Annotated in this window: 18 protein-coding genes; 12 read left to right on the top strand and 6 right to left on the bottom strand. The window is 53.9% G+C overall.

Translation table 11 applies throughout. The features are described from left to right. Positions 1-61 precede the first annotated feature (61 nt). From A6X21_RS03545 to dnaN, 10 genes are all read left to right on the top strand, one after another. The gene (locus A6X21_RS03545; RefSeq protein WP_068846130.1) at positions 62-1,057 is read left to right on the top strand and encodes a DUF1559 family PulG-like putative transporter; all 996 of its coding nucleotides are present in this window, start codon (positions 62-64) and stop codon (positions 1,055-1,057) included. A gap of 94 nt (positions 1,058-1,151) precedes the next feature. Beyond that, the gene (locus tag A6X21_RS03550) at positions 1,152-2,597 is read left to right on the top strand and encodes a hypothetical protein (protein WP_068846131.1); all 1,446 of its coding nucleotides are present in this window, start codon (positions 1,152-1,154) and stop codon (positions 2,595-2,597) included. A 286-nt stretch (positions 2,598-2,883) separates the two neighbouring features. Further along, positions 2,884-6,489, top strand: a complete 3,606-nt coding sequence (locus A6X21_RS03555; protein WP_068846574.1) for a PVC-type heme-binding CxxCH protein — start codon at positions 2,884-2,886, stop codon at positions 6,487-6,489. Between the two features lie 112 nt (positions 6,490-6,601). Continuing rightward, positions 6,602-6,775, top strand: a complete 174-nt coding sequence (locus A6X21_RS24530) for a hypothetical protein (RefSeq protein WP_165603672.1) — start codon at positions 6,602-6,604, stop codon at positions 6,773-6,775. A gap of 19 nt (positions 6,776-6,794) precedes the next feature. Continuing rightward, positions 6,795-7,508, top strand: a complete 714-nt coding sequence (locus A6X21_RS03560) for a zinc ribbon domain-containing protein (RefSeq protein WP_068846132.1) — start codon at positions 6,795-6,797, stop codon at positions 7,506-7,508. A 692-nt stretch (positions 7,509-8,200) separates the two neighbouring features. After that, positions 8,201-9,172 carry a DUF1559 domain-containing protein gene (locus tag A6X21_RS03565; protein WP_068846133.1) on the top strand — a complete coding sequence of 324 codons (972 nt, stop codon included), beginning with the start codon at positions 8,201-8,203 and terminating at the stop codon, positions 9,170-9,172. A gap of 84 nt (positions 9,173-9,256) precedes the next feature. After that, on the top strand, positions 9,257-10,228 hold the full coding sequence (locus A6X21_RS03570) for a DUF1559 domain-containing protein (protein ID WP_068846134.1): 972 nt from the start codon (positions 9,257-9,259) through the stop codon (positions 10,226-10,228). A 53-nt stretch (positions 10,229-10,281) separates the two neighbouring features. Then, on the top strand, positions 10,282-11,109 hold the full coding sequence (locus A6X21_RS03575) for a BPL-N domain-containing protein (protein ID WP_315851664.1): 828 nt from the start codon (positions 10,282-10,284) through the stop codon (positions 11,107-11,109). Between the two features lie 257 nt (positions 11,110-11,366). After that, positions 11,367-12,269 (top strand): hypothetical protein, encoded by a 903-nt coding sequence (locus A6X21_RS03580; protein WP_068846136.1) that lies wholly within the window; start codon positions 11,367-11,369, stop codon positions 12,267-12,269. Positions 12,270-12,456: 187 nt separating this feature from the next. After that, complete coding sequence (gene dnaN, locus A6X21_RS03585; RefSeq protein WP_068846137.1) at positions 12,457-13,590, top strand: DNA polymerase III subunit beta; 1,134 nt, start codon at positions 12,457-12,459, stop codon at positions 13,588-13,590. A gap of 164 nt (positions 13,591-13,754) precedes the next feature. On the opposite strand, the gene A6X21_RS03590 is transcribed toward dnaN, so the two are convergent. The 3 genes from A6X21_RS03590 to A6X21_RS03600 all read right to left on the bottom strand — a co-directional run bounded on the left by A6X21_RS03590 (position 13,755) and on the right by A6X21_RS03600 (position 16,950). Then, the gene (locus tag A6X21_RS03590; protein ID WP_068846138.1) at positions 13,755-15,065 is read right to left on the bottom strand and encodes a Gfo/Idh/MocA family protein; all 1,311 of its coding nucleotides are present in this window, start codon (positions 15,063-15,065) and stop codon (positions 13,755-13,757) included. A 257-nt stretch (positions 15,066-15,322) separates the two neighbouring features. Continuing rightward, positions 15,323-16,300 (bottom strand): 3-keto-disaccharide hydrolase, encoded by a 978-nt coding sequence (locus tag A6X21_RS03595; protein ID WP_068846139.1) that lies wholly within the window; start codon positions 16,298-16,300, stop codon positions 15,323-15,325. 158 nt (positions 16,301-16,458) lie between these two features. Continuing rightward, positions 16,459-16,950, bottom strand: coding sequence for a thiol-disulfide oxidoreductase DCC family protein (locus A6X21_RS03600; protein ID WP_240490150.1), 492 nt, complete (start codon positions 16,948-16,950; stop codon positions 16,459-16,461). A 440-nt stretch (positions 16,951-17,390) separates the two neighbouring features. Here A6X21_RS03600 and A6X21_RS03605 point away from each other — a divergent pair, with 440 nt between their 5' ends. After that, on the top strand, positions 17,391-18,737 hold the full coding sequence (locus A6X21_RS03605; protein WP_068846140.1) for a hypothetical protein: 1,347 nt from the start codon (positions 17,391-17,393) through the stop codon (positions 18,735-18,737). A gap of 288 nt (positions 18,738-19,025) precedes the next feature. Here the strand turns inward: A6X21_RS03605 and A6X21_RS03610 are convergent, their stop codons facing one another. Next, positions 19,026-19,910 carry a 3'-5' exonuclease gene (locus tag A6X21_RS03610; RefSeq protein ID WP_240490151.1) on the bottom strand — a complete coding sequence of 295 codons (885 nt, stop codon included), beginning with the start codon at positions 19,908-19,910 and terminating at the stop codon, positions 19,026-19,028. 117 nt (positions 19,911-20,027) lie between these two features. On the opposite strand from A6X21_RS03610, the gene A6X21_RS03615 reads away from it, so the two are divergent. After that, complete coding sequence (locus tag A6X21_RS03615; protein WP_083233376.1) at positions 20,028-21,194, top strand: BPSS1187 family protein; 1,167 nt, start codon at positions 20,028-20,030, stop codon at positions 21,192-21,194. Positions 21,195-21,404: 210 nt separating this feature from the next. On the opposite strand, the gene A6X21_RS03620 is transcribed toward A6X21_RS03615, so the two are convergent. Together A6X21_RS03620 and A6X21_RS03625 are read right to left on the bottom strand one after the other, a co-directional pair. Next, on the bottom strand, positions 21,405-22,607 hold the full coding sequence (locus A6X21_RS03620) for a BtaA family protein (protein WP_068846141.1): 1,203 nt from the start codon (positions 22,605-22,607) through the stop codon (positions 21,405-21,407). Between the two features lie 109 nt (positions 22,608-22,716). Then, positions 22,717-23,886 carry a UDP-2,3-diacylglucosamine diphosphatase gene (locus tag A6X21_RS03625; protein WP_131818177.1) on the bottom strand — a complete coding sequence of 390 codons (1,170 nt, stop codon included), beginning with the start codon at positions 23,884-23,886 and terminating at the stop codon, positions 22,717-22,719. Positions 23,887-23,890 lie beyond the last annotated feature (4 nt).

Here is a 23,890-nt window from a genome sequence, read left to right on the forward strand (position 1 = left end):
TAAAACGTCTAGTGTTCGACTCAATCCTTTTGTCTCGTCATTTTCTTCAGGATTTCAGGCTATGCGATCTCCATCATGCCCTCACAATGCACATCGTCATTCTCTGCGATCCGCATTTACGCTGATCGAACTGCTGGTTGTGATCACCATCATTGCGGTTCTGATTGCCTTGCTGCTCCCAGCGGTTCAACAGGCCCGAGAAGCATCCCGACGCACTCAATGCAAAAACAATCTGCATCAACTGGGTTTAGGTCTGCATAATCATCATTCGGCTTACGATGCTTTTCCTTCAACGATCAGTGGCACCATTGATGGAGTCAGTGTGTTCCACGGATGGGGGGCACAGATCCTGCCCTATATGGATCAATCGCCCCTTTCCGGAATCTATGATTTCCGACAGCGGAACAACAACGCAGTGAATCGCACAGCCGTTGAAACACCTCTGTCATTTCATGTTTGTCCGAGTGTTCCCGGTGAGACCCGGCGTAATTTTCGATTTGTCACAGGTGCGGCTGGATGGGGAGCAGCTTCCAGCGATTACATGGGCGTTTCCTCGATTTCGACGAATCAGTATACCAACGGATTCGTGGCGACACCTCGCCCTACGAATACCGACGGAGTTTTCCTGTTTTCGAGCAGGCCGGGTACGCCAGGTCGTAAAATCAAGGACGTTATTGACGGCACATCGAACACCATGATGGTCTGCGAGTCTGCCGGTCGTTCACACATTTACCGCCTCGGAAATATGGTCGGTAACTGCGATCAATCCATGCTCACAGCGACGGCGGCTGTGGGAAATGCGAATTGCGTCACCATTTCCTCATGGGCAGAAGCCAACCTCGGCGCACTCCGAGGTTCACTCTCCGATGGCACAGATACGCGCGGCCCATGCATGGTCAATTGTACAAATAACTTTCAGATCTACAGCTTTCATGAAGGAAGCGCGAACATTCTGATGGTCGACGGATCGGTTCGTTCTCTCAGTGAGAATGTCAGTAACGATATCGTGGCTGGTTTGATTACCATTGAAGGTTACGAAGTTCTGGGCGAATTCTAATTCTTGCAGCTTTCCTGGCTCGATCCGCGTCGCATAGAAAGTCGCTTCTGACACCAGAATTTCGTCAGGACATTACTCACGGAAAAATTGCATCATGTCTGTATCTGTCGGTTTTCTGTTTCTCCCTGCAAGGCAGCGTACTCTCCCTCGTAACAGAATCATGAGCCTGCTGTCATTTGTAGCGATGTTAGTGCTCCCCTCGATTTCTGTGTTTGCCGTTGACAGGCCCTCGTCAACGAACAAGCTTGAGGCTGCAGGTAACACGGCATCCATCGCCAACAAGACTTCACGACTGTCAGAGGGTGCAGATCTCCAGGATCCCTTCGCGGCTCTGACGTATCTGCTTTTCACGGACAAACTCATTCCTGTCGAAATCGGTACGGTTGTTCCTGCTCCTGCGGGAACCGAGATCGTGGTCGATCCCAAACGACCCTGGTACTTCGGCAAGCGTGAAGGGACGTCTGCTGATGAGCGGGTCTTTGACGGGGATGTCCGAGTTTCGCCACTGCTCAAATGGAACAAAGATAACACTGGTAAACTGCAGTTCATTGCGAACGAGGTTCGTGCTTCACTGGCCGATCCTCAGCGGAGGCCGAAGCCTCTCAGGCAGCTCTCCTTGCAGTGGGATCTGCTCAGTGTCTGGTGGCGTCTGGAACAGACTGAAGGAACTCCCCCCGAAGTTCTCCTGGAACTGGCCCGACTCATTACCGATCTTGCACAACCGGCTCAAACGCTGAACTCCTTACCCGATGGCTATGAACAGGCCAAAGCCCAGTTCGCGGGTTCGAAAATGGTGGGTTATCAGACGCCTTGGTTCAGTCCTGATGAAATTCTGGCTGAACAGGATGGCTGGCAACAGATCGCTCGCCGCTCAAGTAAGCTCTTTGTGGCCCCTCACTCGCTGCGTGCTTCGCGAATTTATATGAAGGCCCTTGATCCCGCTGGAACCAGTGCTGATACCGAGGCCTTCCTTAAGGCGTGGGCGACATCGGGAACGACGCGCGACTGGCAACCCGATCGACAGGTGCAGACGGCTATGGTCCTGTCGCTGATGGGCATTACTCCCGATCTGCAGGCTGTAGCGACACCTGTGATCGACGAAATCCGCTTCCGTGTCGTGCATGCTCCGCAGGATCAGGTCGCCCCCCTGGAGACAACGTCGCGGGATGGTTCAACCATCTGGCTCTACTACTTATCTCGTTCGGGAACGCAACAGGCGGGACAACCGACCTATCGGTTTGTCAGTGGTGACGAGCAGGCACTCTTTCCTGAGTATGGCACTTCAAAGCAAACGACTTTTGCTGCTCAATGCACGCTCTGCCATCGACTCGAAAACTCAGGGAAGCAGGCACCCGGTGGGATCCGTTCGCTCTCGTCTTATGCCGGGGGGAAAACCACGTCCGACCGGCTCCATCGTTTCCGTCTGGCCGAGACTGAAATGTCGGTGGTGACTGCCCGCCTGAAAGATCGCCTGGCTGCGGGAGCCAAGCCACTCCCGCTGGCTGAGTTCGATTACAAGAAAACCACCAACGGGCTGTAAAGATAATGCTTGCCGCCGGAAGAATTCATCCGGCTCTCGCCTCCTGGCCTGACGTAAGATGTGCTTTTAAAGTGCGTAAAAACCACACCCTTTCGCAGTGTTCTGACTTTGGGGCCTCAAGGGTCGTGCCACCCTGAACAGAGGAAGGCGCGACAGTGGTGCTGAGGGCACACAAAGAGCTGCAAAGTCTGCGAATTCCTGCCATCAAAACACTCGTGCATTTTGATGTGTCCTCAGGTAGAGTGCAGTAATGACTTCATTCCTGCGTTTTGTACGAGGCACCTTGATGTTCTCTCTCCGCCACATCGCCCGCATTCTTGTCAGCTATCGCTGTGTGACACCACTTGTTTTGACGCCGGCTGTGCTGATGGCGGGCGTGATCTTTGCTGCTGATCCCAAGCCCGTTTACGAAAGCCCGATTGTCTCTGCTGAAACAAAGGGCCACAGTGTTGCCATTGATGTTCCCTTGAATGGCGCGAAAGAACTTTACCTGGTTGTCAGTGATGCCGGTGATGGCTTTGGCTGCGATTGGGCCGACTGGATCGAGCCGGTCCTCACCACATCACAAGGTCAAGTGAAGCTGACGGATCTCAAGTGGAGTCGCGCAGAATCGGGCTTCGGGCAGGTTCAACTTAACCAGAGTTGCGGCGGTGATGCACTCATGGTCGCAGGTGTGCAGCCTTCCTTTGGTATTGGCACTCATGCCAACTCGCTGATTGCCTATAAACTTCCCGAAGGGACGACACGCTTCCAGGCCCGGGGTGCCATTGATGATGGCGGTGCCAATCAAGGCTGTGGCAGCACCGTGAAATTCGCTGTTTACACGCAGGCTCCATCACCCAAAGCGACTCAAGCGACCGGGGGAGGTGCCGGCAGCCGAGAACTTGCCAAAGCGGTTGATCAACTGGATGCCGGTGAAGGGCTTGAAGCGACACTCTTTGCCGGTGAGCCGATGATGCTCAACCCGACAAACATTGATATCGATCCTCAAGGCCGGGTGTGGGTCTGCGAAGTGGTGAACTATCGACATCACAATGGCGAGCGTCCTGAGGGTGACCGCATTCTCATTCTCGAAGATACGAATGGCGATGGTGCTGCCGACAAGACAACAGTTTTTTATCAGGGGAACGATGTCGATTCGGCACACGGGATTTGTGTGCTCGGTGATCGCGTCATTATTTCGGCCGGTGACAGCATCTTCTCGCTGTATGATCGCGATGGTGATCTGAAGGCTGATCCCGGTTCCAAAGAATTGATGTTCACAGGAATTGAAGGGAAGCAGCATGATCATGGAGTTCATGCTGTCGTTCTGGGGCCCGATGGCAAGCTCTATTTCAACATTGGTAACTCCGGCCGCCGTCTCAAGGACAAGCATGGCAAGGTTGTTATTGATCTCAGTGGGCGTGAAGTCCACGATCATCGGAAGCCGTACCAGGAAGGGATGGTCTTCCGTTGTGATCGGGATGGTTCTCATGTGGAGACTCTGGGCTGGAACTTCCGCAACAACTGGGAAGTCTGTGTCGATTCTCTGGGTTCGATGTGGCAATCCGATAACGATGATGACGGCAATCGAGGCGTTCGCATCAACTACGTCATGGAGTTCGGCAACTACGGCTACAAGGACGAATTCACAGGTGCCGGCTGGCAGCAACCACGCACAAACATCGAATCAGAAATTCCTTTGCGTCACTGGCACCTGAACGATCCGGGGGTCATGCCCAATCTGCTTCAGACAGGGGCCGGTTCACCGACTGGAATTCTCGTGTATGAAGGGAAGCTGCTCCCCGAAATTTTCCGCAATCAGATCATCCATTGTGATGCCGGCCCGAATATTGTGCGCGCTTACGTGACGAAGCCTGACGGGGCTGGCTACTCGGCGGAAATGGTCAATATTCTCGAAGGGAAACGGGATCAGTGGTTCCGTCCCAGCGATGTCTGCGTCGCTCCCGATGGATCATTGATCATTGCAGACTGGTACGATCCGGGTGTTGGTGGACACCGTGCCGGCGATGTGGAGAAAGGTCGCCTTTTCCGGGTGGCTCCTCCCGGTGCTCCTTACAAGTTCCCCAAGCCCGATTTCAGCACGGTTGAAGGTGCCATGGCTCAACTGGCCAGCCCCAATCTGTCGGCTCGGTCGCAGGCTTATCTCGTGCTGGAGAAGATGGGTGCCAAAGCTCAGCCGGCACTGATCTCGCTCTTTGAAACATCCAAAGAACCTCGTCTGAGGGGACGGGCTCTGGGGCTGCTCAAGTCGAATGACGGTATCCTGCAGAAAGCGCTGAAGGATCAGGATCCCGACATTCGCATTGCTGCCTTGCGATTGTTCCGACAGGTTCATCAGCCAGCCTCCAATTCACCTCATACGGCGGCACTCACAGCAGCCATTGCCGCTTTAGTGAATGATTCTAATCCCGCTGTCAGGCGTGAATGTCTGGTCGCTCTTGCCACGGCCCGTGCCGCAGCAAGTGATCAGCTTGGCTCTGGTATGCATGTCATTCCTCAGAAGCCAGAATTATGGGCACAACTGGCAGGTCAGTATCGTGGTAATGACCGCTGGTATCTGGAAGCCTTGGGCATTGGTGCTGAAGGGGATTGGGATGCCTGCCTGGGTGCTTATCTCAAGGCGAATCCCAACGCGGCCCACACGCTGGCAGGCAGGGATATCCTCTGGAGATCCCGTGCCACCCAGACGCCGGAACTGCTGGCGAAGATCATCTCGGATCCGCAGACGCCTGCTGAGGAACTGCCGCGTTACTTCCGTGCGTTCGACTTCCTCACCTCTCCCGCGAAGGATGAGGCGATTACACAACTCGCTTTCGCAACACAGCCGATGCCTGATGGACGCGACAAGCTGATCCTGGCGGAAGCACTGGGAAGACTGAAATCGTTTGATCCCGAAAGCAATCCTGCTCGCAAAGCGGCACTGGCACGTGTGCTCGAAACGACACGCGGGACACCGGCTTACATTACGCTGGTGGATCGATTCAACATGCAGGCCGAATATCCCGGACTGCTCGCACTGGCAAAGGCCCAGGCTGATAGCCAGCTTGGTGTTGATGCGGCTCGTGTGCTTGTCGCGAAGAATCAGGGGGCACTTATCGAAGCGGCTCTTGTTTCGAAAGCACCGGGCGATTTCACTGGAGCTGCAATTCTGCGGGCCATTGGCAATGCCGGTGGTGGTGAAGCGATCAAGCTCCTTCGCAAGCTGGCACTCGATGACAAACAGCCTGTCGAAGTTCGTATGGAAGCAATTCGTGGTCTGGCCAAATCTCAGCAGGGAGCTGAGCAGCTCATCAATCTGGCAAAGGAACAGAAGCTGCGGGGAGATTCGCTGGCGATTGCTGGCTTTGCCGTCCAGGCGGCCAACCATCCGAAGCTGAAATCGCAGGTGGATGCGATCTTCCCGCCACCACCATCCCGCAATAACAGTCCTCTGCCACCTCTGGCACAACTGATCAAAAACAAAGGTAACATCGCGAAAGGTCGAGAGGTTTATTTTGGTGTGGGGACTTGTGCGAAATGCCACCAGGTTGGTTCCGAGGGCAAAGATGTCGGCCCGGCACTCACAGAGATTGGTTCGAAGCTGAGCCGCGAGGCGATGTTCGAATCGATTCTTTATCCCAGTGCGGGGATCAGCCACAACTACGAGAGCTTTGTGGCAGAACTCTCTGATGGGACCAGTGTGATTGGCCTGCTCGTCAATCAGACCGATCAGGAAGTGGCTCTGAAGAGCGCTGACGGATTGATCAAGACGGTCAAACGATCTGACATTGAGGAACTGACGAAGCAGAAGATTTCGCTCATGCCCGCTGATCTCCAGAAGCTGATGACAGCTCAGGAACTTGTCGATCTCGTCGAGTATCTGCAAACTCTCAAGAAGGCTGGGAATTAGATTTCAGATCAGGAAGAGCGAGCCCATCTCTCACTCCGGTGGGGGATGGGTGATGACGGTCCAAGCGTTGTCTCGTGCGACGCTTGGGGCTTCCTCTTGCAGTCGATTGAGTATGCCTGCTCGACTTTCTTCCGCAGCCTGGGATGCCCCGCATGCCTGTACGAACAGGCCACTTGAGCGGACTGACTTTCTGCTGCTCCTCAAGTCGGGTACTATCGAAGTCATACGGAAAGAATCCACTTTCCCCGTGGCTGCCGAAGTATTTTTGAGTGCCAGGGGCAAGTGATGGTCTGGGAGGAGAGAGTATGGATTCGTCAGGCATGCAGCTCAAGGGGCTTCACACAATTCATCTGGCATTGCGTGATGTTCAGGCCTTGATTGATCGTGGCCCGAAGCAGACTCTCGCCAAGAAGCAGTTGATTCAGAAGCGGCAAGCCGATCATGAAGCTGCCAGAGATCGCCTGAAGCAGGCCCGTTTGCTGGCTGATCAGAAGAATCTGCAGCTCAAGACCCAGGAAGCCCGGATTGCCGAATATCGGGCCAAGCAGAATACGGCGGCTTCAAACCGCGAGTACGACATTATCAAGGGGCAGATCGCTGCCGATGAGATGTCGAAAAGCGTCCTTGAAGATGAAATCTTTGAAACGCTCGAGCAGATCGATAAATGTCAGCTTGAAATTGCGGAGCGTGAGAAAGAAGTCGCTGCTGCTCAGGTAGAACTGGTGCGGTATGAAGCGGAGTACGCTGCAGAGAAACCTGGCCTTGAAGCGAAAAAAGCGGCACTCGTTCAGCAACTGGCCAGTGCGGAAAGTTGCCTGCCGGCGAATATTATCCCGGATTACCGACGACAGATTCAGGCCCATGGTGCCGATGCCCTGGCACCTGTGGAGAATCGTTCCTGCAGTGCCTGCTATCTGCAGTTGACACAGCAACTTTTCATGGAACTGCGTGCAGGGAAGCCCATGTTCTGCCGCTCGTGTGGGCGACTCATTTATCTCGATGCCGAGGCAGACGAGTAATTCTCCTCGCTTGGATTTGAACCGATCTTCTCGCCATCTGGCGAGAGGCTGTCTCAGATCGCCGATCCCAAGGGGACATGCAGATCCCATGCCCCTGCTGCCGTCTCATGATGCAGGTGGCAGCTTCCAATTCATCGCAAGGCTTGAACTTGTCTCGAAAACTGCACCTGTTGTGCGTGCAAATTCAGCCTGATGACCGCGAGGCGTCGAGAAATCCGGGTTCAGGTTGCTGTTCACCCTTGCCATTGATCTCTACGGCTGTCTCTGGACAGATCGAGTGATCCGGCATGGGAGCTATTCTTTCCCAACGGCACGCTCCTTGCATTTCTGTGAACTTCATGATGGATCTCACTTAAGGTGGTTGATGGAGTCAATGCCGGTGAGGCGCCCTTCATTCAAGTCAACCCGTGTGAAAGACTCGTGAATTCATGATGAGTTCTCGATTCGTTGCACTTTGATCTGGTTCGAGAAAACCTGTTTTCACGCAGATTGAACACTCATGACCTGTCGGGGATTGCCTAGTGCAGGAGCATATTTCGCCCACGGGTTGGGCAGCCAACAGTCCGGGTGTTTCCGGAGGTTCATGACTTTGGATTTTTGCAGGAAATTTGAGTTCGCCTGCGAGTTCTGGTCAGGCGTCTACCTTGTTTTCGTACGACCGTCTTTGCCTCGTTATTAGAGAAAGTCAGAGTATGTTCCCTCGTCGTCGCGGCTTTACCTTGATTGAGCTGCTTGTGGTGATTGCGATCATTGCCGTATTGATCGCTTTATTGTTGCCAGCTGTTCAGCAGGCACGAGAAGCTGCCCGCAGGACACAGTGCCGCAGCAACCTGAAGCAGATCGGCCTCGCTCTGCACAACTACGAGAGCACTTATGGCTGTTATCCGACTCGCACCACAGGATTAACGGCAAATCCAGATTCCAAGCGACATGGCATGCCCGTGCGGCTGTTGCCGTTTATCGATCAGGCCGCCCTTTTCAACACTTACGATTTCCGTCAGCACTGGTATTTTCCAGTGAACGAGCCGGCCATTCGCACTCCATTAGCCATTTTTACTTGTCCCTCCGATCCGACACCGAATGTTGATACTTCGACCTTTACAGTGGACTCAGTGACTTACAGCACCTTGCAGCGTTCCACGACAGATTATGCGGAGAATGGCGGGGTCAGTACGAATCTGACACTGGCCAGTGGTCTGGTCGATGCACAGACAGTCAACAATCCCGATGGTCCTTTTGAAGACAATTACAAAATCTGCCGTATTCGCGACATTATTGATGGCTTGTCGAACACAATTTTTGTGGGTGAACGGGGGGGAGTGCCGCTTCGTTACAACAGTGGCGTTCCGACGGGAGGCGTCATTCCTGGGACTGGAATGTTGAATACTTCAGACGGAGGCGGTGGCTGGGCTGATTATCGCCAGGGGGTCCGCATGGCTGGCTCAACTGTAGGGACTGGAGCACGGAATATTAGCAGTACAACCAATTTCGGGCGATGCGCGATCAACTGTACCAATCATGAAGAATATTACAGTTTCCATACAGGTGGTGCTCACTTCCTGATGGGTGATGGCAGTGTGCGATTCAACTCTGAGAATATCAGCATCACGGTCATGGCCAGACTCTTATCTGCACAAGCTGCTGAGGTCGTGGGAGAGTATTAAGTCCCTTTATCGGCCTCCTGTAAAACTACACTATTAATTACGCATGACTATATTCAGTTCTTTTTTCAGGAGTGATTGGGCTTTATGAAGCGTCGTGGATTTACGTTGATTGAGCTACTCGTTGTCATCGCTATCATTGCAGTGCTGATTGCGCTTCTGCTGCCTGCTGTTCAACAGGCGCGAGAATCTGCCCGACGGACGCAGTGCCGGAACAATCTCAAGCAAATGGGATTGGCACTGCACAATTATCATGATCAGTATCAGTGCTTTCCTGCCAGTTTTTATCGTGGTTGGCCCTTCGTGAATACAACCACCACTCCCACTTCGGGAACCCCCGGTTGGGGTTGGCAGACAATGATTCTGCCACAGATTGATCAGGCGCCCCTCTACAACCTGTTGAATGTCGGTACAAATCGTTTGAACGGTACTGCAACTGTCACCTTTCAAGGGGTTGCTGGAACTCCGATCAAGGTTTTGGGTCAGCAGCCAATTGCGGCTTATCGCTGCCCGAGTGATGTCGGTGCTCGACTGAATCCGAATCGGGGAGACTACGCAACATCGAACTACCTGGGCGTCTTTGGCCCCGCCTTCGACAATACCGTTGAAGGGTCCGATGCACTTGTTCGCGGAAGCTGGATTGGCCGAAATCGTGGTATCTTCGGTGCGAACTCCTCGACACAATTCAAGAATATTACAGATGGCACCACCAATACTGTGATGATTGGTGAAATTGCACTGGGGTCTTTCCGCGTCGACTCTGCCGGATTACCAGTCAACTTTAATGGCGGCACCTGGATGGGGTTGTCGTCAGACAATACCTCGAACGTCAATACAGCACTTTCGCTCTGTGGCTACTGTATCCCCGCGAATACTGGCGCTGTCAATCGTCGGATTAACTCTCCCAACGGTGGAAACGCATTCAGCAGTTTCCATACAGGTGGGGCTCACTTTGCCATGGCCGATGGATCGGTGCGATTCCTGAGCGAGAATCTTGATCTGGATATTGCCGATCGCATTTCCGGAATGGCTGATGGGCTGACTGTCAGCCTGGATTGATAATACCTAAATATATTCCATAGACTGTTTTATAGAAAGTCTTTTGCATGTTGATGAGGTTTTCAGGCTTTTGTCTCTTTGTCGCGTTCAGTATTGCCGCATCCAGCTTGACGCTTTCGGTGGCTCAAGCTGCGGAGCCGATTCGAGTATCAATCTATGATCACTCGGATGGTTCGGCCAACGGGCCAAAGAATCTGATGAAGTTTCTGACTGAGGAAAATGGCTTTAAGTGTGTGCGTGTCAGTCCGGAAGAGATCCGTGATACCGATATACTCACCAAGACCGATGTGCTGATTATTCCCGGCGGAAGTGCCAGTGCTCAGTCGAAAAAGCTGGAAGAAGCGGGCTGTGCGAAGATCAAGGAGTTTGTGAAAAATGGCGGCGGTTATGTCGGTATCTGCGCTGGTGCTTATCTGGCGACATCCGACTACTCCTGGTCACTCGGCTTGATGAATGCCAAGGTGGTCGACAAGGCCCACTGGGCTCGTGGTACAGGCCCTGTCGAACTGGAGATGAAAGAATCTGGTAAGACCCTATTGGGTGAATCCAGCGATCTGGTGGGTGTCTACTATGGTCAGGGTCCGCTGCTCAGCCCGGGAAGCACCAAAGAACTCCCTCCTTACGAACCATTAGCGCTCTACGCCACCGAGATCGCTAAGAAGGGTGCTCCCTCCGGTGTCATGGTGGGTACCAGTGCGATTGCCAAAGTCAATTACGGGAATGGACGGGTCATCTGCTACAGCTGTCATCCCGAAGGTAAGAATGGTCCTCACCATCTTATCAAGGCTGGTGTACGCTGGGCAGCCGGGATTGATGAGCTACCGGCTCCGGTCGCTTCCCCACAAAAGTTAAGTGCCGATTCGACAACGAAAGTCGATTAACTGCGATAGCCATGATTGTCGCAAAGGATTCGATCTGCTGCTGAATCAGGCTTGATATTGAATAAGTACTTGTGAGCCGCTGGTTTCATCAACCAGCGGCTCACATTAATAAACGTCAGGTCATCATTCACCAGATGATCTCTGGGATTTCACGGAATCATTGTGCTTCATCTGGCTTGTGACTGCATCGAATTCGCTCTCAATTTTTAGCGAACGTCTTTCCGGGCCAGATCATGATCAATCAAGGTCGTTGTTGTATGTTACGTTCATCATTCATGGTTTCGACTTTGTTCGTTTTGGCGATGGGAGTATTTGTTCCTGCTGCCAAAGCTCAGACGGCATCAAATCAGCCAGCCGTTACCAAGAAGCCAGCAACGACAAAACCTAAAAAAGTTGAGTTCGTGACCATTCAAAAGGGAACATTGCCTGTGATTTTATCGGCACCGCATGGAGGTGAACTCGATTTACCCGGTTCGTTGCCGCGAGATCGGAAAAGTGGGGGAAGTCGATTCCAGACGGTGCGCGATGTCCGTTCCAGTGAATTGGCCGAAGCGATTGCCAATCAATTGGAAGCCGAATTTGGCCAGCGGCCTTATCTGGTGATCCTGCGGGTCTCACGCAAGTATCTTGATGCCAATCGCGAGGCCGATTACGCCTATGAATCTCCCGAGGCTCAGGTGGTGTACGATGAGTACCATGGTGCGATTGAGCAGTTCAAGAAGGCGATTCTGGAAAAGCACGGCTCAGGGCTTTTGATTGATGTGCATGGTCAAAGCAAGGAGAAGGGAGCCGTCTATCGGGGCACTCGCAATGGTCTGACAATCAGTGCTTTGAACCGACGTACTGGCAAGGATGCGGCTTCGTTGTATTCGAAAGTCATGGAAGAGGCAGGATTACGGATGATTCCTCCCTCGACAGCCACTCCCAATCAGGAAGTCGAGTACAATGGGGGTGAAATTGTCGTGGCGCATGGCAGCCAGAATCCTGGCGGCATCGATTGCATTCAGATGGAGTTCGGAGCCGATCTGCGTTCCGTTGCCGCTTTGCCGCAGACGGCGAAAGATTTCGTCAAAGGGCTCAGTCCTTTTTTGAAAGAGCACTACGGCGTCTCGGATCAACGTCAGGCGGCTGCGGGGGGAACCTCCCCAGCGGGTCGATAGCTCGGCACTCGTCGAGTGAATGCCGAATTTGCCTGCGAAACTTGGCTGATGATTTTTTCTCAGGACAACCCAACATTTGACCTGTCGACAAGGTACACTTGCGGAATAGGGCCAATTCTGGCTTTTGTAAGGCAGTTTTTGGACTGTCGATTCAAAAAACATATTCCCAAGTCGAGAGTTAAGTTCAATGCAACTGGTTTGTCCACGTGCTGTGCTGTCTGCAGCGTTCACCGTGGTAGGTGCTGTGGTTCCTTCCCGGACGCCGCGAGAAATTCTGAAAAACGTCAAGCTGGATGCCGTCGCCTCCGGGCCGGGAGCGACCTCATCTGCTCAACTGACGGGGACAGATGGGGATGGCACAAGTATTCGTTTTGATTTGACAGATGTGGAATGCAAAGTCGGTGGCAGTGCCCTGTTGCCCACACAGCGACTAACTTCGATTTTACGGGAACTGACAGACGACACGGTCTCGCTGGAAGTCAATGGCGATGCTGTCTGGCTGCGTTGTGGTGGCAGTGAGTTTCGCCTGTCGGCAGAAGATCCTGCCGATTTCCCGACAGCACCAGAATTCGTCGAAGAAGACTATTTTGTCGTCCCTGCTGATGTCTTTCGCCGGCTGATCAAGCGGACACTTTTTGCCACCGATGCCGAGAGCACGCGCTACGCGTTAGGTGGCGTGCTGGTCGAGATCTCTGCGGATCAGGTTCGTATGGCCGCCACAGATAGCCGCCGGTTGGCAGTGGCTGTCGGAACATGTTCTGTGGAGGGTCAACCGGTCAGTGGCAGCCAGCAGCCAGTGGTCCCTTCAAAAGCGATGTCTCTCATTGAGAAGTCACTGGGGGATGAAGCCACCAATGTCTGCCTGGCGATCCACACCAATGATATTTCGATCCGGGCTGGTCGAGCATCCATTACCACACAGCTTGTGCAAGGGCGATTCCCGGATTATCGCAAGGTGATCCCCTCCCGATATGAGGCGGAAATTGATCTGATCGCTTCGACCTTCCTGTCAGCCGTGAGGCAGTCACAGGTGGTGACCAATGAAGAGAGTCGCGGCGTCGACTTCACTTTCGCGGAAGGGACATTGAGACTTGCCAGTAAAGCTGCCGACATTGGACAATCGAAAATCGAATTGCCCATCGGCTATCAGGGGAGCGAACTGACGATTCGCTTTGACCCTCGATTTGTGGGAGATTTCCTGCGCGTGCTGGAAGGGTCTTCGACAGTCCATCTGAAGCTGATCAATGATGAAAGCCCCGGCGTGTTTACCACCGATGACGATTACACCTATGTGATCATGCCACTCAGCCGCGACAGTTGATTGTTCGCATCTGTTTTCACACCCGGGTTGGAAACAGGCTCAGCCGGCAGGATGTATCAGTTCAATGAAAAAGGTCAGGGGGCATGGAAACTCTCCATGACCCCTGACCTTATGTTTTTCACCCGGCGGAAACTTCACCACCAGGAGGAAATCCGATATCGGAGTTAGACCACTTTGGTCACGCCGGGCGTGGCAATGGGATAATTGCCTTCGCTATCGGGCTTCACTGGCATGTCAGCATCCCAGGTCAGTTCCTTGGGGAAGAGACTGATCTGTGAATTGAGGGCATCGTTCCACTCGATGACTTTTCCGGAGTATGTCGCCATACGGCCCAGGATCGAAGTCATCGTGCTGTAGGCGCCGTTATCGGCCTCGTTGTAAGCGACACCGCCCTTGATTGCCTTGAGCAGGTCGTCGTGCTCGACAACGTAAGGGTTAGGGCGCGGCCCGCGATAACGCCAGTCGTTCCCGGCGGCTGTAATCGAACCGGAAGGATTCGAAGTTCCCTTCGAGCCATGCACAAATTCGGAGACCTGATTCCAGGTGTTAGGAATATGGCGGCACTGGGAGTAAGTGCGGGAACCATCCTTATATTCAAATTCGACGCAGTGATGGTCGTAGATTTCGCCATATCGCTTATCGACGCGAACCTGTCGGCCACCCATACCATTGGCACGGACCGGGTAATCACCTTTCACCCAGTTACAGACGTCGAGATTGTGAATGTGCTGCTCGACGATGTGGTCACCGCACAGCCAGTTGTAGTAGTACCAGTTACGCATCTGGTATTCCATTTCGCTCTTGGCGTTTTCGCGCTTGAGCGGTGGTTCCCACACACCGGCGTTGTTCCAGTAAGCCCGCATGGCAATCACATCACCAATCTGGCCATCCTTGATGCGGTTGATGGTTTCGATGTAGCCAATGTCGTGATGTCGCTGGAGACCACAGCCCACCTTCAGGTTCTTTTCTTTGGCCAGCTTGCTGGCGGCCAGCACCTGACGGACGCCAGGGGCGTCAGTCGCAACTGGCTTTTCCATGAAGACATGCTTGCCGGCATTAATGGCGTATTCGAACTGCTGAGGTCGGAAACCTGGAGGAGTTGCCAGAATCACGAGATCGACACCGCTGTCAATCACTTTCTTGAAGGCATCGAAGCCGAAGAAGACCTTGTCGGGAGCAACATCGACTTTGCTTCCCTTGTCGCCCAGCCCGCCCTTGATGCTTCCCACGGCCCGATTGGCTCGATCTTCGAACACATCGCCCACAGCGACCAGTTTGACGTTGTGATCGGTCGAGAGAGCATCGCGTGCTGCACCTGTTCCGCGTCCACCAGAGCCCACAAGGCCAATGCGGATCACGTCATCACCTTGAGCATAGGCACTTGTGGCCAAGCCCGCCTGTGCAGCCAGAGCCGCCCCTGCCACCATACCGGTCGTCGCGAGGAACTCCCGACGTGATCCATTCAATTGATCCATAGTTAACTCTCCGGAGGTCGTTTCGTGATTCAAAACTTCGCTGTCATGAGTGAGCACGCTCTCAATAGGGGGGCCGACCCGCCATTGATCTTCAGCGATAAAACATATCAATAGTCGATCATGCTTTGCAGCCGAAGGCAAGCGCAGTCGCGGGAAAACTGCACGCGAAAGCCGAACTCATCCTTCGGACTGTGATCATTCAGACTTCATTACGAACTGGCGTCTGAAAAAATGAAGTCTTTCCAGCGATTCGGCTGCTATTTCTTGAGAATCCAGATGTTCTGGAAGTGAACTTTATCACCGTGGTTCTGCAGGTAAATGGCCCCTGGCTTCTGATCTTTCTGTCCGCCGCCGGGTGTGGGCTTGAGTTCGAGGTTTTCGTGAATGACCACGCCGTTATGTCGAACTGTGGTTTTGGCAGGTGATTTCACATTGCCAGCCTCGTCGAACTTTGCGCAGGTGAAGTCGACATCGTAAGTCTGCCACGAGAGAGGTGGGAAGCACATATTCACTCGAGGCTTCGAGTTAATGTAGATGCCACCACATTCGTTATCAGCCCCTTCGAGGCCAAAAGAATCGAGAATCTGGGTTTCATACTGATCACCCAGATAGAGCCCGCTGTTGCCGCGAGCCTGCCCTCGGGCATAGGGCATGTAAGGTGAGCGAAATTCGATATGCAGGGTATAGTCTTCGAACTTTTCCTTGGTGCGAGTCCCCACATTCAGAAGTTTGTCTTCGGTCATGGAAGCTTTGTCCCATTGATCGACATTTGTGCCATCGAACAGCACGACGGCACCTGCTGGTGGTTTTTGCCCCAGTGTGGGTGACGTTCTTTGGACTTTGTTGAGCTCGACGGATTTGGCCGAGTGCCTCACAACAGCTTTTGTGCCTTCAATAACGACTTCGTAGTCGCTACCAGCCAGCGAGGTTTTGCCGTCTTTTGTGGCGCCACTCAGTTTGAACTTGTCGGTCTTACCTTCGAAGCCTGCTCCCGGTAACCCACCCTGGTAAAGAACTCCACGGAACTTGCTATCGCCATCAGCAATCACCTGCAGGCCCCAGCCATCAGCCGCATATTCGCCTTGAATGGCAAAATCTGGCCCTGCTGCAGCCCCATCGAGATAGGCCGTCTTGGGATTGTCTGCAGCCATCGACGTGGCGTCCACGAAAAAGCAGGCCCCAGCGGCTAATCCTAAAGTGAGAACTGTTCGCCAACTGAAATTCATGTGCCGCATGAGAAAACTCCTGGAATGGTCGATCAGGTGGTGAGGGCAGAGGTTGTCGTCGCTCTGCGCGACTTGCAACTAAACTCATCGAGATCAGCTTATCCATTGGCAGGGTGCAATGTCAGCCAATGGCCATTAAAACTTGAGAACGCTGCGGCGAACCGCGTTCAGTCGAGAAATCGAGCGCGTTCACCAGGTTGTGGCAGGCGACAGGCGTCGACCTTTCCAAACATGCGATATCGGTTGCGGGCGACAGCGCGATAGACGAGATCGCGAAGTGGCCTCGGGATGAGACTCCCCAGATGGCCCAGCATGTTCCAGAAGCCACCAAGTTCTTTGGCAATGACCAGTGCAGCGGTGGAATGGCGAAAGAGTTGGCCGTTTTTGGCAACGACCATCGAATCGAGCTGCTCGCGATCAACAGCGGGAAGCATCTCCGCTGCTGTTGTCCCTTGCAGAGGCGCAAAGAAAATCGAACCTTGAGGCTGTCGTTTCAAAACAAATTGCACCGACTTCTGACACAGCCCACATTGACCATCGTAAAACAAAATCACCCGGGATGCGGGGTGCATCAACTGGCTGGCCACTTCACTCAAGGCAGGTTGAGCGTGGGGCCCGACAGCCATTGAAGTTGCCACTTCGGTGGGAGAGATCGTCATGGCCTGGCCCTATCGACTTCGTCGCTGATCAATGTGCCTCGCATGGACAACATGCAGGACAGAATTAACACATCCGCTCGAACATGAGAACCGCAGCCTGAGCACGAAACCAACAGCCACTTCCGATTGCTGACTCACGGACTTCATCACCTCGAAGTGGCCGTTCTTGACGATTCAGAGCAGCCTTATTGAAACTTTTACAGGCAGAAATTGCCGAAAAATGGAAATTTTTCTCGAACCGCCCAGGGCGATTGTAACAGTTAACTCCAACGAGGGTATCGAGTTATAACTCGACTAGGCGCATCAAGGCAAAGTGGCGCATGATTCGCTCGTCAGAAGTTTGGCACGCCAGCAGGATGCTCAGTGCCAAACCCGGCTCAAAATCGTCCTGAACCGATTTCCGAGCCCCGGACGAACAACACAGATCGGAAAGTTTGCGCATGGATGCGACACGGGCCAGAATCGCCATCTGGGCGATTGCGTTCCTTCACTGTTCTCTGCTTTCGCTCGCGGCACAAGCGGCCAGCTACCGCACTCCCAACTTTATTGTCACAGCGCCGACCGATGAATTCGCTCGCGTTGTGGGAGAAGCCGCCGAAGAGTTCCGCCGGGACTTGTGCCTCTCCTGGACAGGTCGCGAAATGCCCCGCTGGGGAAAGCCTTGCCCAATCTCCTGCAAGGTGGGGAACTACCCGGCAGGTGGTGCCACCACGTTTAACTTTGATCGTGGCGAAGTCTATGGCTGGAACATGGAAGTTCAGGGGACTCCCGAGCGAATTCTCGATTCGGTTCTGCCGCATGAAGTCAATCACACAATTTTCGCCTGCTACTTTCGCCGACCACTCCCCCGCTGGGCCGATGAAGGCGCCGCCTCACTCATCGAACACGAATCGGAAAGAATGCGGCTGGAAAAACTCGCCATCGAAGCCACGGGTGGACGTCGCAAAATTCCTCTGAGAACACTTCTGGGGATGAAAAACTATCCGCAGGATCAGCGACAAGTCCTCACGCTCTATGCACAAGGCTATCTGCTGGCGGATTATCTCATTGCCAAATCGAGCAAAGGCGAGTACCTCAAGTTCCTCCAGTCTGCTCACGAAAGGGGATGGGATCAGGCACTGCAAGCTCATTATGGCTACAGCAACGTCGAGCAGATTGAACAGGAACACGACCGCTGGGTACTCGCTGGCTGTCCCAGGCAGCCGACAAGACCAGGCGAAATGCTCGCTGGCAACAATTCGCAGTCTGCACCCGAACTTCAGGCCACCCGAACACAGCCACCGGCATCACTGGCGAGCGTGGCTTCCAATTCTCCAGGCACTGCTAACGAACCCCGGGGATTTTCTCTCACTCGACCATTTGAGCGTCGATCAGCCACCAGTTCGAATATCGATAACCTGCGGGTACGTGGCCAGAATCCAGAAACCAGCCAGGCTGCCGCAATCCTGGACCGTACCGAAACTTCCGATGTTCTTGCAGCAGCGACTGCATCTGGCAATCGCCCCGAGAACAGTCGCGTTGTACAGAACGAGGGGTACATTCCGGCAGACCCCGTGGCAAATCTCCGCACGACCGAGATCAAGGATGTAGCCGCTACTGCTCAGGAGGTTGACCCGCGACTGGCAGAAGCCCGTGCGGCACTTGCAGCCGCAACGCAGGCCATGCAGTCTGGGCCTGCCCTTTCCAGCTCAGCTCCGATTAAAGACCGATCTCAATTGAGCCAGCCACTCTTGCAACAGACAGAAATCCCGCAGTTTGAACCCCGAGCGACGGCTCGCGTGGAGTAGTCTTCTCTGGTGACTCACTTCTGACGGGTCGATGGCAGGGGCGGATGTCTTCATCCGCCCCCCTGGTCATTCAAGGTCACCCGAGTCGTACAACCCAATACCAACTCACGCGTGGTGGCAGGGGACGCGTATGGCGCGGCGTCTTGTTGTCGTGAAAAATCACGACAACCCGGCCACAAGTTGGCCGGGCTACCCATGGTGGACGGTGGTACCAGTCTGTGTGGAATCGATTGTAACTCCGAGCCGCAAGCATGGCACACAAAGAGCCGTTGAGTGCTGGAATTCGCATTAGCTGCTAACGGGTGGAGGCTGCCAATCACCCCAATGCGAGAGATAATGCTGATACGCGGGTGAAGTGGCGGCTTGATCTTCCAGCCATGTTTTTGTTTCACCCACCAGTTGTTGTTCACGCTGAAGTGTCAACTTACCCTGCAGAACCTGGCTTCTCAGGAAGACGAAATAGGTATCCAGCACATCGCAGCGGCAGTAGTCGTTGATCTCTTCGTCACGACCTTGATGATGAAAATCCTGCACCATCGAACCATCGATGCCACTTTTGCCGGGCTTGCCCAGCACATTGGCCAGGAGGTTCAGGCCACCCGAAAGTCGTGTGGCACCGAAGTTCGAAAAGAAGTCGCACAGGTCGAAGTGAGATGAACTGTTGTAGCGATTACGGGGCTGCTCAAAAGATCTCAGTTCTAAAGAGAACCATGCGGGGATCGAGAAACCATACCGCAAGGCCGCCAGTTCCAGCACAGGCATGTCATACGAACGGCCATTAAAGCTGACCAGTGTGGGATAGCCGTAATGCTGCCATCCTTGCCAGAAGAGCTGAGCAATGCGGTGTGGGCGATACTCCGGTGCATCGAGAACGACCAGATCGAGCAGGCGGAACTCGGGATCGATCTTGGCAATAGCCACCGAGACCGGAAGCATGTAGGTGACGGGGAGAACATCTTTTCCCGTCGTTTCCATCAACTCGGCGCGGTATTTCGCAATGGCTGCCTCGGCCGAGAGATTTTCACCGGGAAAGCGGATGCGGGAAACCAGTTCACCATCGGCAATCGCTTCAATATCAAACACGAGATAACTGACGGCCGTTCGTTTTTCATCAGCCATGGCGAACTTTCTTTCCCGCAATAAACCACCAGTTCCCATGAACAGCCGAATCATGGATCGCTTTCACACGATCAGGATTCTCCCAAAAGAATGTCCCCTTGGGAATCAAGATCCGGTACAACCTGATGACAACCTGCATCTGGAGACTGATGACTTGAGGAGTGTTGGCTGATGAAGATCTGCGAAGTATCGAGGCATTGGGGTTCTCTTCTGGATTGGAAAACCATTGGCGTTTGCCTGTCGGGACTGCTGCTGCTGGGCACACTGGAACCAGCCGCGGCTCAGTCGAAATCTTCCAGAACCAGTGCTTCACCACCCAATACAACGAAGAGTGCTGCCGTACGAGTCGTCCCGGCTTACAACGACAAAACACCGAAGCGCTACGACCTCACCGCCCGGGCCAGTCAGATCGATCCCAGAGCCAAGGAGCATCCTGAGATTGGTTTTGTCTTTAACAAAGACGGCAAGCCGCAGGATGTGCAGCATGCCGTCGTCGATACTCGCGTCAAACCCCGAGGCAAACTGGTGATCTGGTTGATGGGCCACAATCAGGGGCTGTTTGAGCGGATCTCCGGCTACGGATTGCATGGAATTCAAGTTCATTATGCGAATGGCTGGTTTGGCAAGCTCAACAAAGAACCACCACCCGATGAACTCTACCTCGGGCGAATTCGCCTTGAAGCCGCCACAGGCGAGGATTTCAGTCCCGATATTGATATCCCGCTCCCGGATGGCATGGCCGAACGGTCGCGTCAGTTTGTGAAATGGCTGGCCAAAGAAAATCCCCAGGGAAAATGGGAACAATTCCTGACTGAAGAGGGTGATCTCCGCTGGGAAGATGTCATCATGAGCGGGATTTCGCACGGTTCGACGACAGCCGCCCGGTTTGCCGTCCATCAGAAGGTGGATCGCGTAGTGATGTTTTCCGGCCCGCGCGATCAGTTGGAAGGTTGGTACAAGCTTCCTTCAGCCACGCCACATGAACGATTCTTTGGCTTTACGCATGTGCTGGATGGTGGCTGGACTGCGGACCATTACTGCCGGTCGTGGCTGTTACTGGGGCTCAATGACTTTGGCCCGATTGTGAATGTCGATGATGCGAAACCCCCATTCAGCAATACCCGGCGACTGGTCACTAATGCCAATGTGGGGAACGATGCCAACAAGGCTCACGGTGCTTCCGTCCCGGGCGGGCCATCTCCCAAAAATTCGAAGGGTGTTTACCTCTATGAGGATGTCTGGAAATACCTGTTCACACATCCGGTCGATCGCAAAGGCCCGGCTGTCCCCGCAGAAGCCGATTGCACACTCGAACATCAAGTGAAGGGTCAGAAGTAAAAGCGGGAAATTTATTCGAGCAGTGAGAGACAAACTGCCTGGGGTCAAACGTGATTGTTGGCCCCAGGTTGCTTGAGGCTGGTTGTGCAATACAAGCATGCACGCCGGTTGTACCTGCGGCAATTCTGTTCAGATTCGACCCGATTCCATTCCAACCGGGCAAGTGGCTGGCTGGTCTCGTCTCAAGACGATCATTGGCCGCAACGGCGACTATGTGTTCTTGATGTTCGCAATGCAGAAGCTGCCGTAAGTATGCACGCGATCTTTCGTGTGGAGTTCTTCGGCCAGCGGGCGGTTGTATTCCAACGCTTCACCCAGAGTTTTCTTCTGGCCATTCACGTTGACCTGAATGGGGTTCACGAACTCACCATTGAGGCCTGCCGATCTCCACAAGACGCGGGCGTTGGGAGCTGCCTTATCCATGATCCCCTGCCATTCCTGAGTGAGGATGGCCATCGCGGGATCTTTGGAAAGCCAATCCATGTGATCCAGCAGAATGAACCGCGAAATCTGATGCGGCGTCTCCTGCAGGAATCCAAGAATGTGGTTGGTGTGCGTGCTCACTCGATCGACGGCACCAGCCTTGAGCTGTGCGAAGCCTTCCGGCTTCAAATACTCGGGGCAGCATTCGGGTGTGTACTGGCCAGTAAGGTAAACACGCCAGAAGTAGTTATCCTTGATCGGCAGCTTGGTGAAGACCGCTTCGACGCGATCCATCACGAACTGCAGAATCCCTCCGGGATACTGCTCGTCGATCTGCTTACGCTGAGCCCTGGGAACTCCCAGGAGTGCCAGCGTCATATCCCGCCGCATGGCCCAGCGGATGAAGGGCCGCCAGAGCGATTCGGCCAGCTTGTACTGCTTGAAGATATCGCGCTGCTGTTCGAGGCTGCTGGCTGCCAGGATGGCATTGACCCCGTCACGCAGCTTGGCAATCCGGTCGATGTAAACATTGATAATGTAGGCAAATGTGCCCGAAGTGCAGTGGAAGTAGAACGACTTGCGACGGGTATCGCCGGTAAAGAAGGCTTTCTTGCGATCCCAGAACTTGCGGGTGGTATCACTCAGTTCCGGTCGCAGCTTTTGTGTGTAAAGAGAGTCCCACTGGGGATGTCCACCGCAACCAAAAATCTGGAAGAAGTCTTCGTAATCGAGCTTGCGAATGCCAGCCTGCTTAAGTTCCAGAAGTGCATTCTGCCGCAGATTCATATCGACCGCATGGACATGACCGGCACCGGCCAGGGCATAATCCAAAGCGTTGCAACCGGCGGAAGTGATGACCACCACACGGTCATTCGAAGTCAGTTCGAGGGCTACCCGGTCTAAGCGAGGGTCTTCCCAGCACTGGTTGTAGACCAGATTTCGGCCATGGACGAGGTTAAACCATGTCTTGCTGAGCTTTTCGACAACCATCCGTCGGATTCCCGGTTGCTGATAGTGGCCACACGGGAATCAGAGCAAGCTTCAGCACGGGACAGCAGCCAGATCCTGTGGTGCCAATTCACTGCAGGCACAGGCCAGTTCAGGAATGGGCCAGTGCAGGAATGGGCAGAGGCAAGCTGTTGTCCGTCACCGAAGTTTCATGGCTGCAATCTGCAGCACTCGTTTTCCGCGTGGAGAAAGTTTCAAAGTAATGGATCAATTCCATCTCTCCATGGGCATATTCCACAAACGCGGTGCAATTCTCAACCCAGTCCCCGGTGTTGCAGTACACGATTCCGTGACGGTGATCATGTGCGGGGGTGTGGATGTGGCCGCAGATGACCCCTTCGCAACCTTGTTCAAGGGCATACCTGGCCAGACGTTGCTCGAAGGAACTGATGTATCGAACAGCCTGTTTGACACTCCGTTTGACGCGACCGCTGAACGAATAACTGCCACTGGCGGGAGCTTTGAACCACCGGCTGAAGAGCCAGTTGGCCGAAAGCAGCAAGTCGTAACCAATTGAGGCAACGCCTGAGACCCACTGCGCGCTTTGTTCGACGACATCGAATTTATCGCCGTGAATGACCAGATACTTCCGGCCATCGGCCGCTTCGAAGACAAATTCATCTTCGATCGTGACGAAATCAAACCCCCATTGGAACCGGCGTAAAAACGCATCGTGATTTCCAGGAGTGAGATAGATTTTTGTGCCGGAGGCCGCCAGTTCGTGCAGCCGCGAGAGAATATCGTTGTACACCTGCTTCCAGGCGAACGATTTTTTCAGCTTCCAGCCATCAATAATGTCACCCACGAGATAGAGCGATTCGGGCTCGACACTTCGTAGAAAATCGAGAAGTTCGACGGCGTGAGCATGTCGGCAACCGAGATGTGTATCGCTGACAAAGACGGTTCGGATTGCTCGTTCCTGTCGATCTTCGACGGGCGAAAGACGACTTTCAGCCGAAACACCACGCTCTCGAGGAGCCGGAAATTCGCCGAGGAGATCCTTTCCCCGTTGTTGATCCTCGCCTGGATGTCTGGGCCCGGGACGCCCGGATCCGGCTGGCCGCCAGTTCCATTCGAGTTGCTCAAGGGCTTCTCGACCGGGCAAAAAGTGCGTATTTCGCAGTGAGTGAACGTCAGGCAAACTGGACGAAACTTCGGGACTGGATGACAGAAATCGACCTTGATTTCCTTCATCAGGCGTGCTGCCGGGGTGCTCGCCATTGGCAAACTCTCGCCCGACAGCCATGGAATTCACAAGCATTTTC

The organism is Planctopirus hydrillae, assembly GCF_001707835.1.
Taxonomy (GTDB): domain Bacteria; phylum Planctomycetota; class Planctomycetia; order Planctomycetales; family Planctomycetaceae; genus Planctopirus; species Planctopirus hydrillae.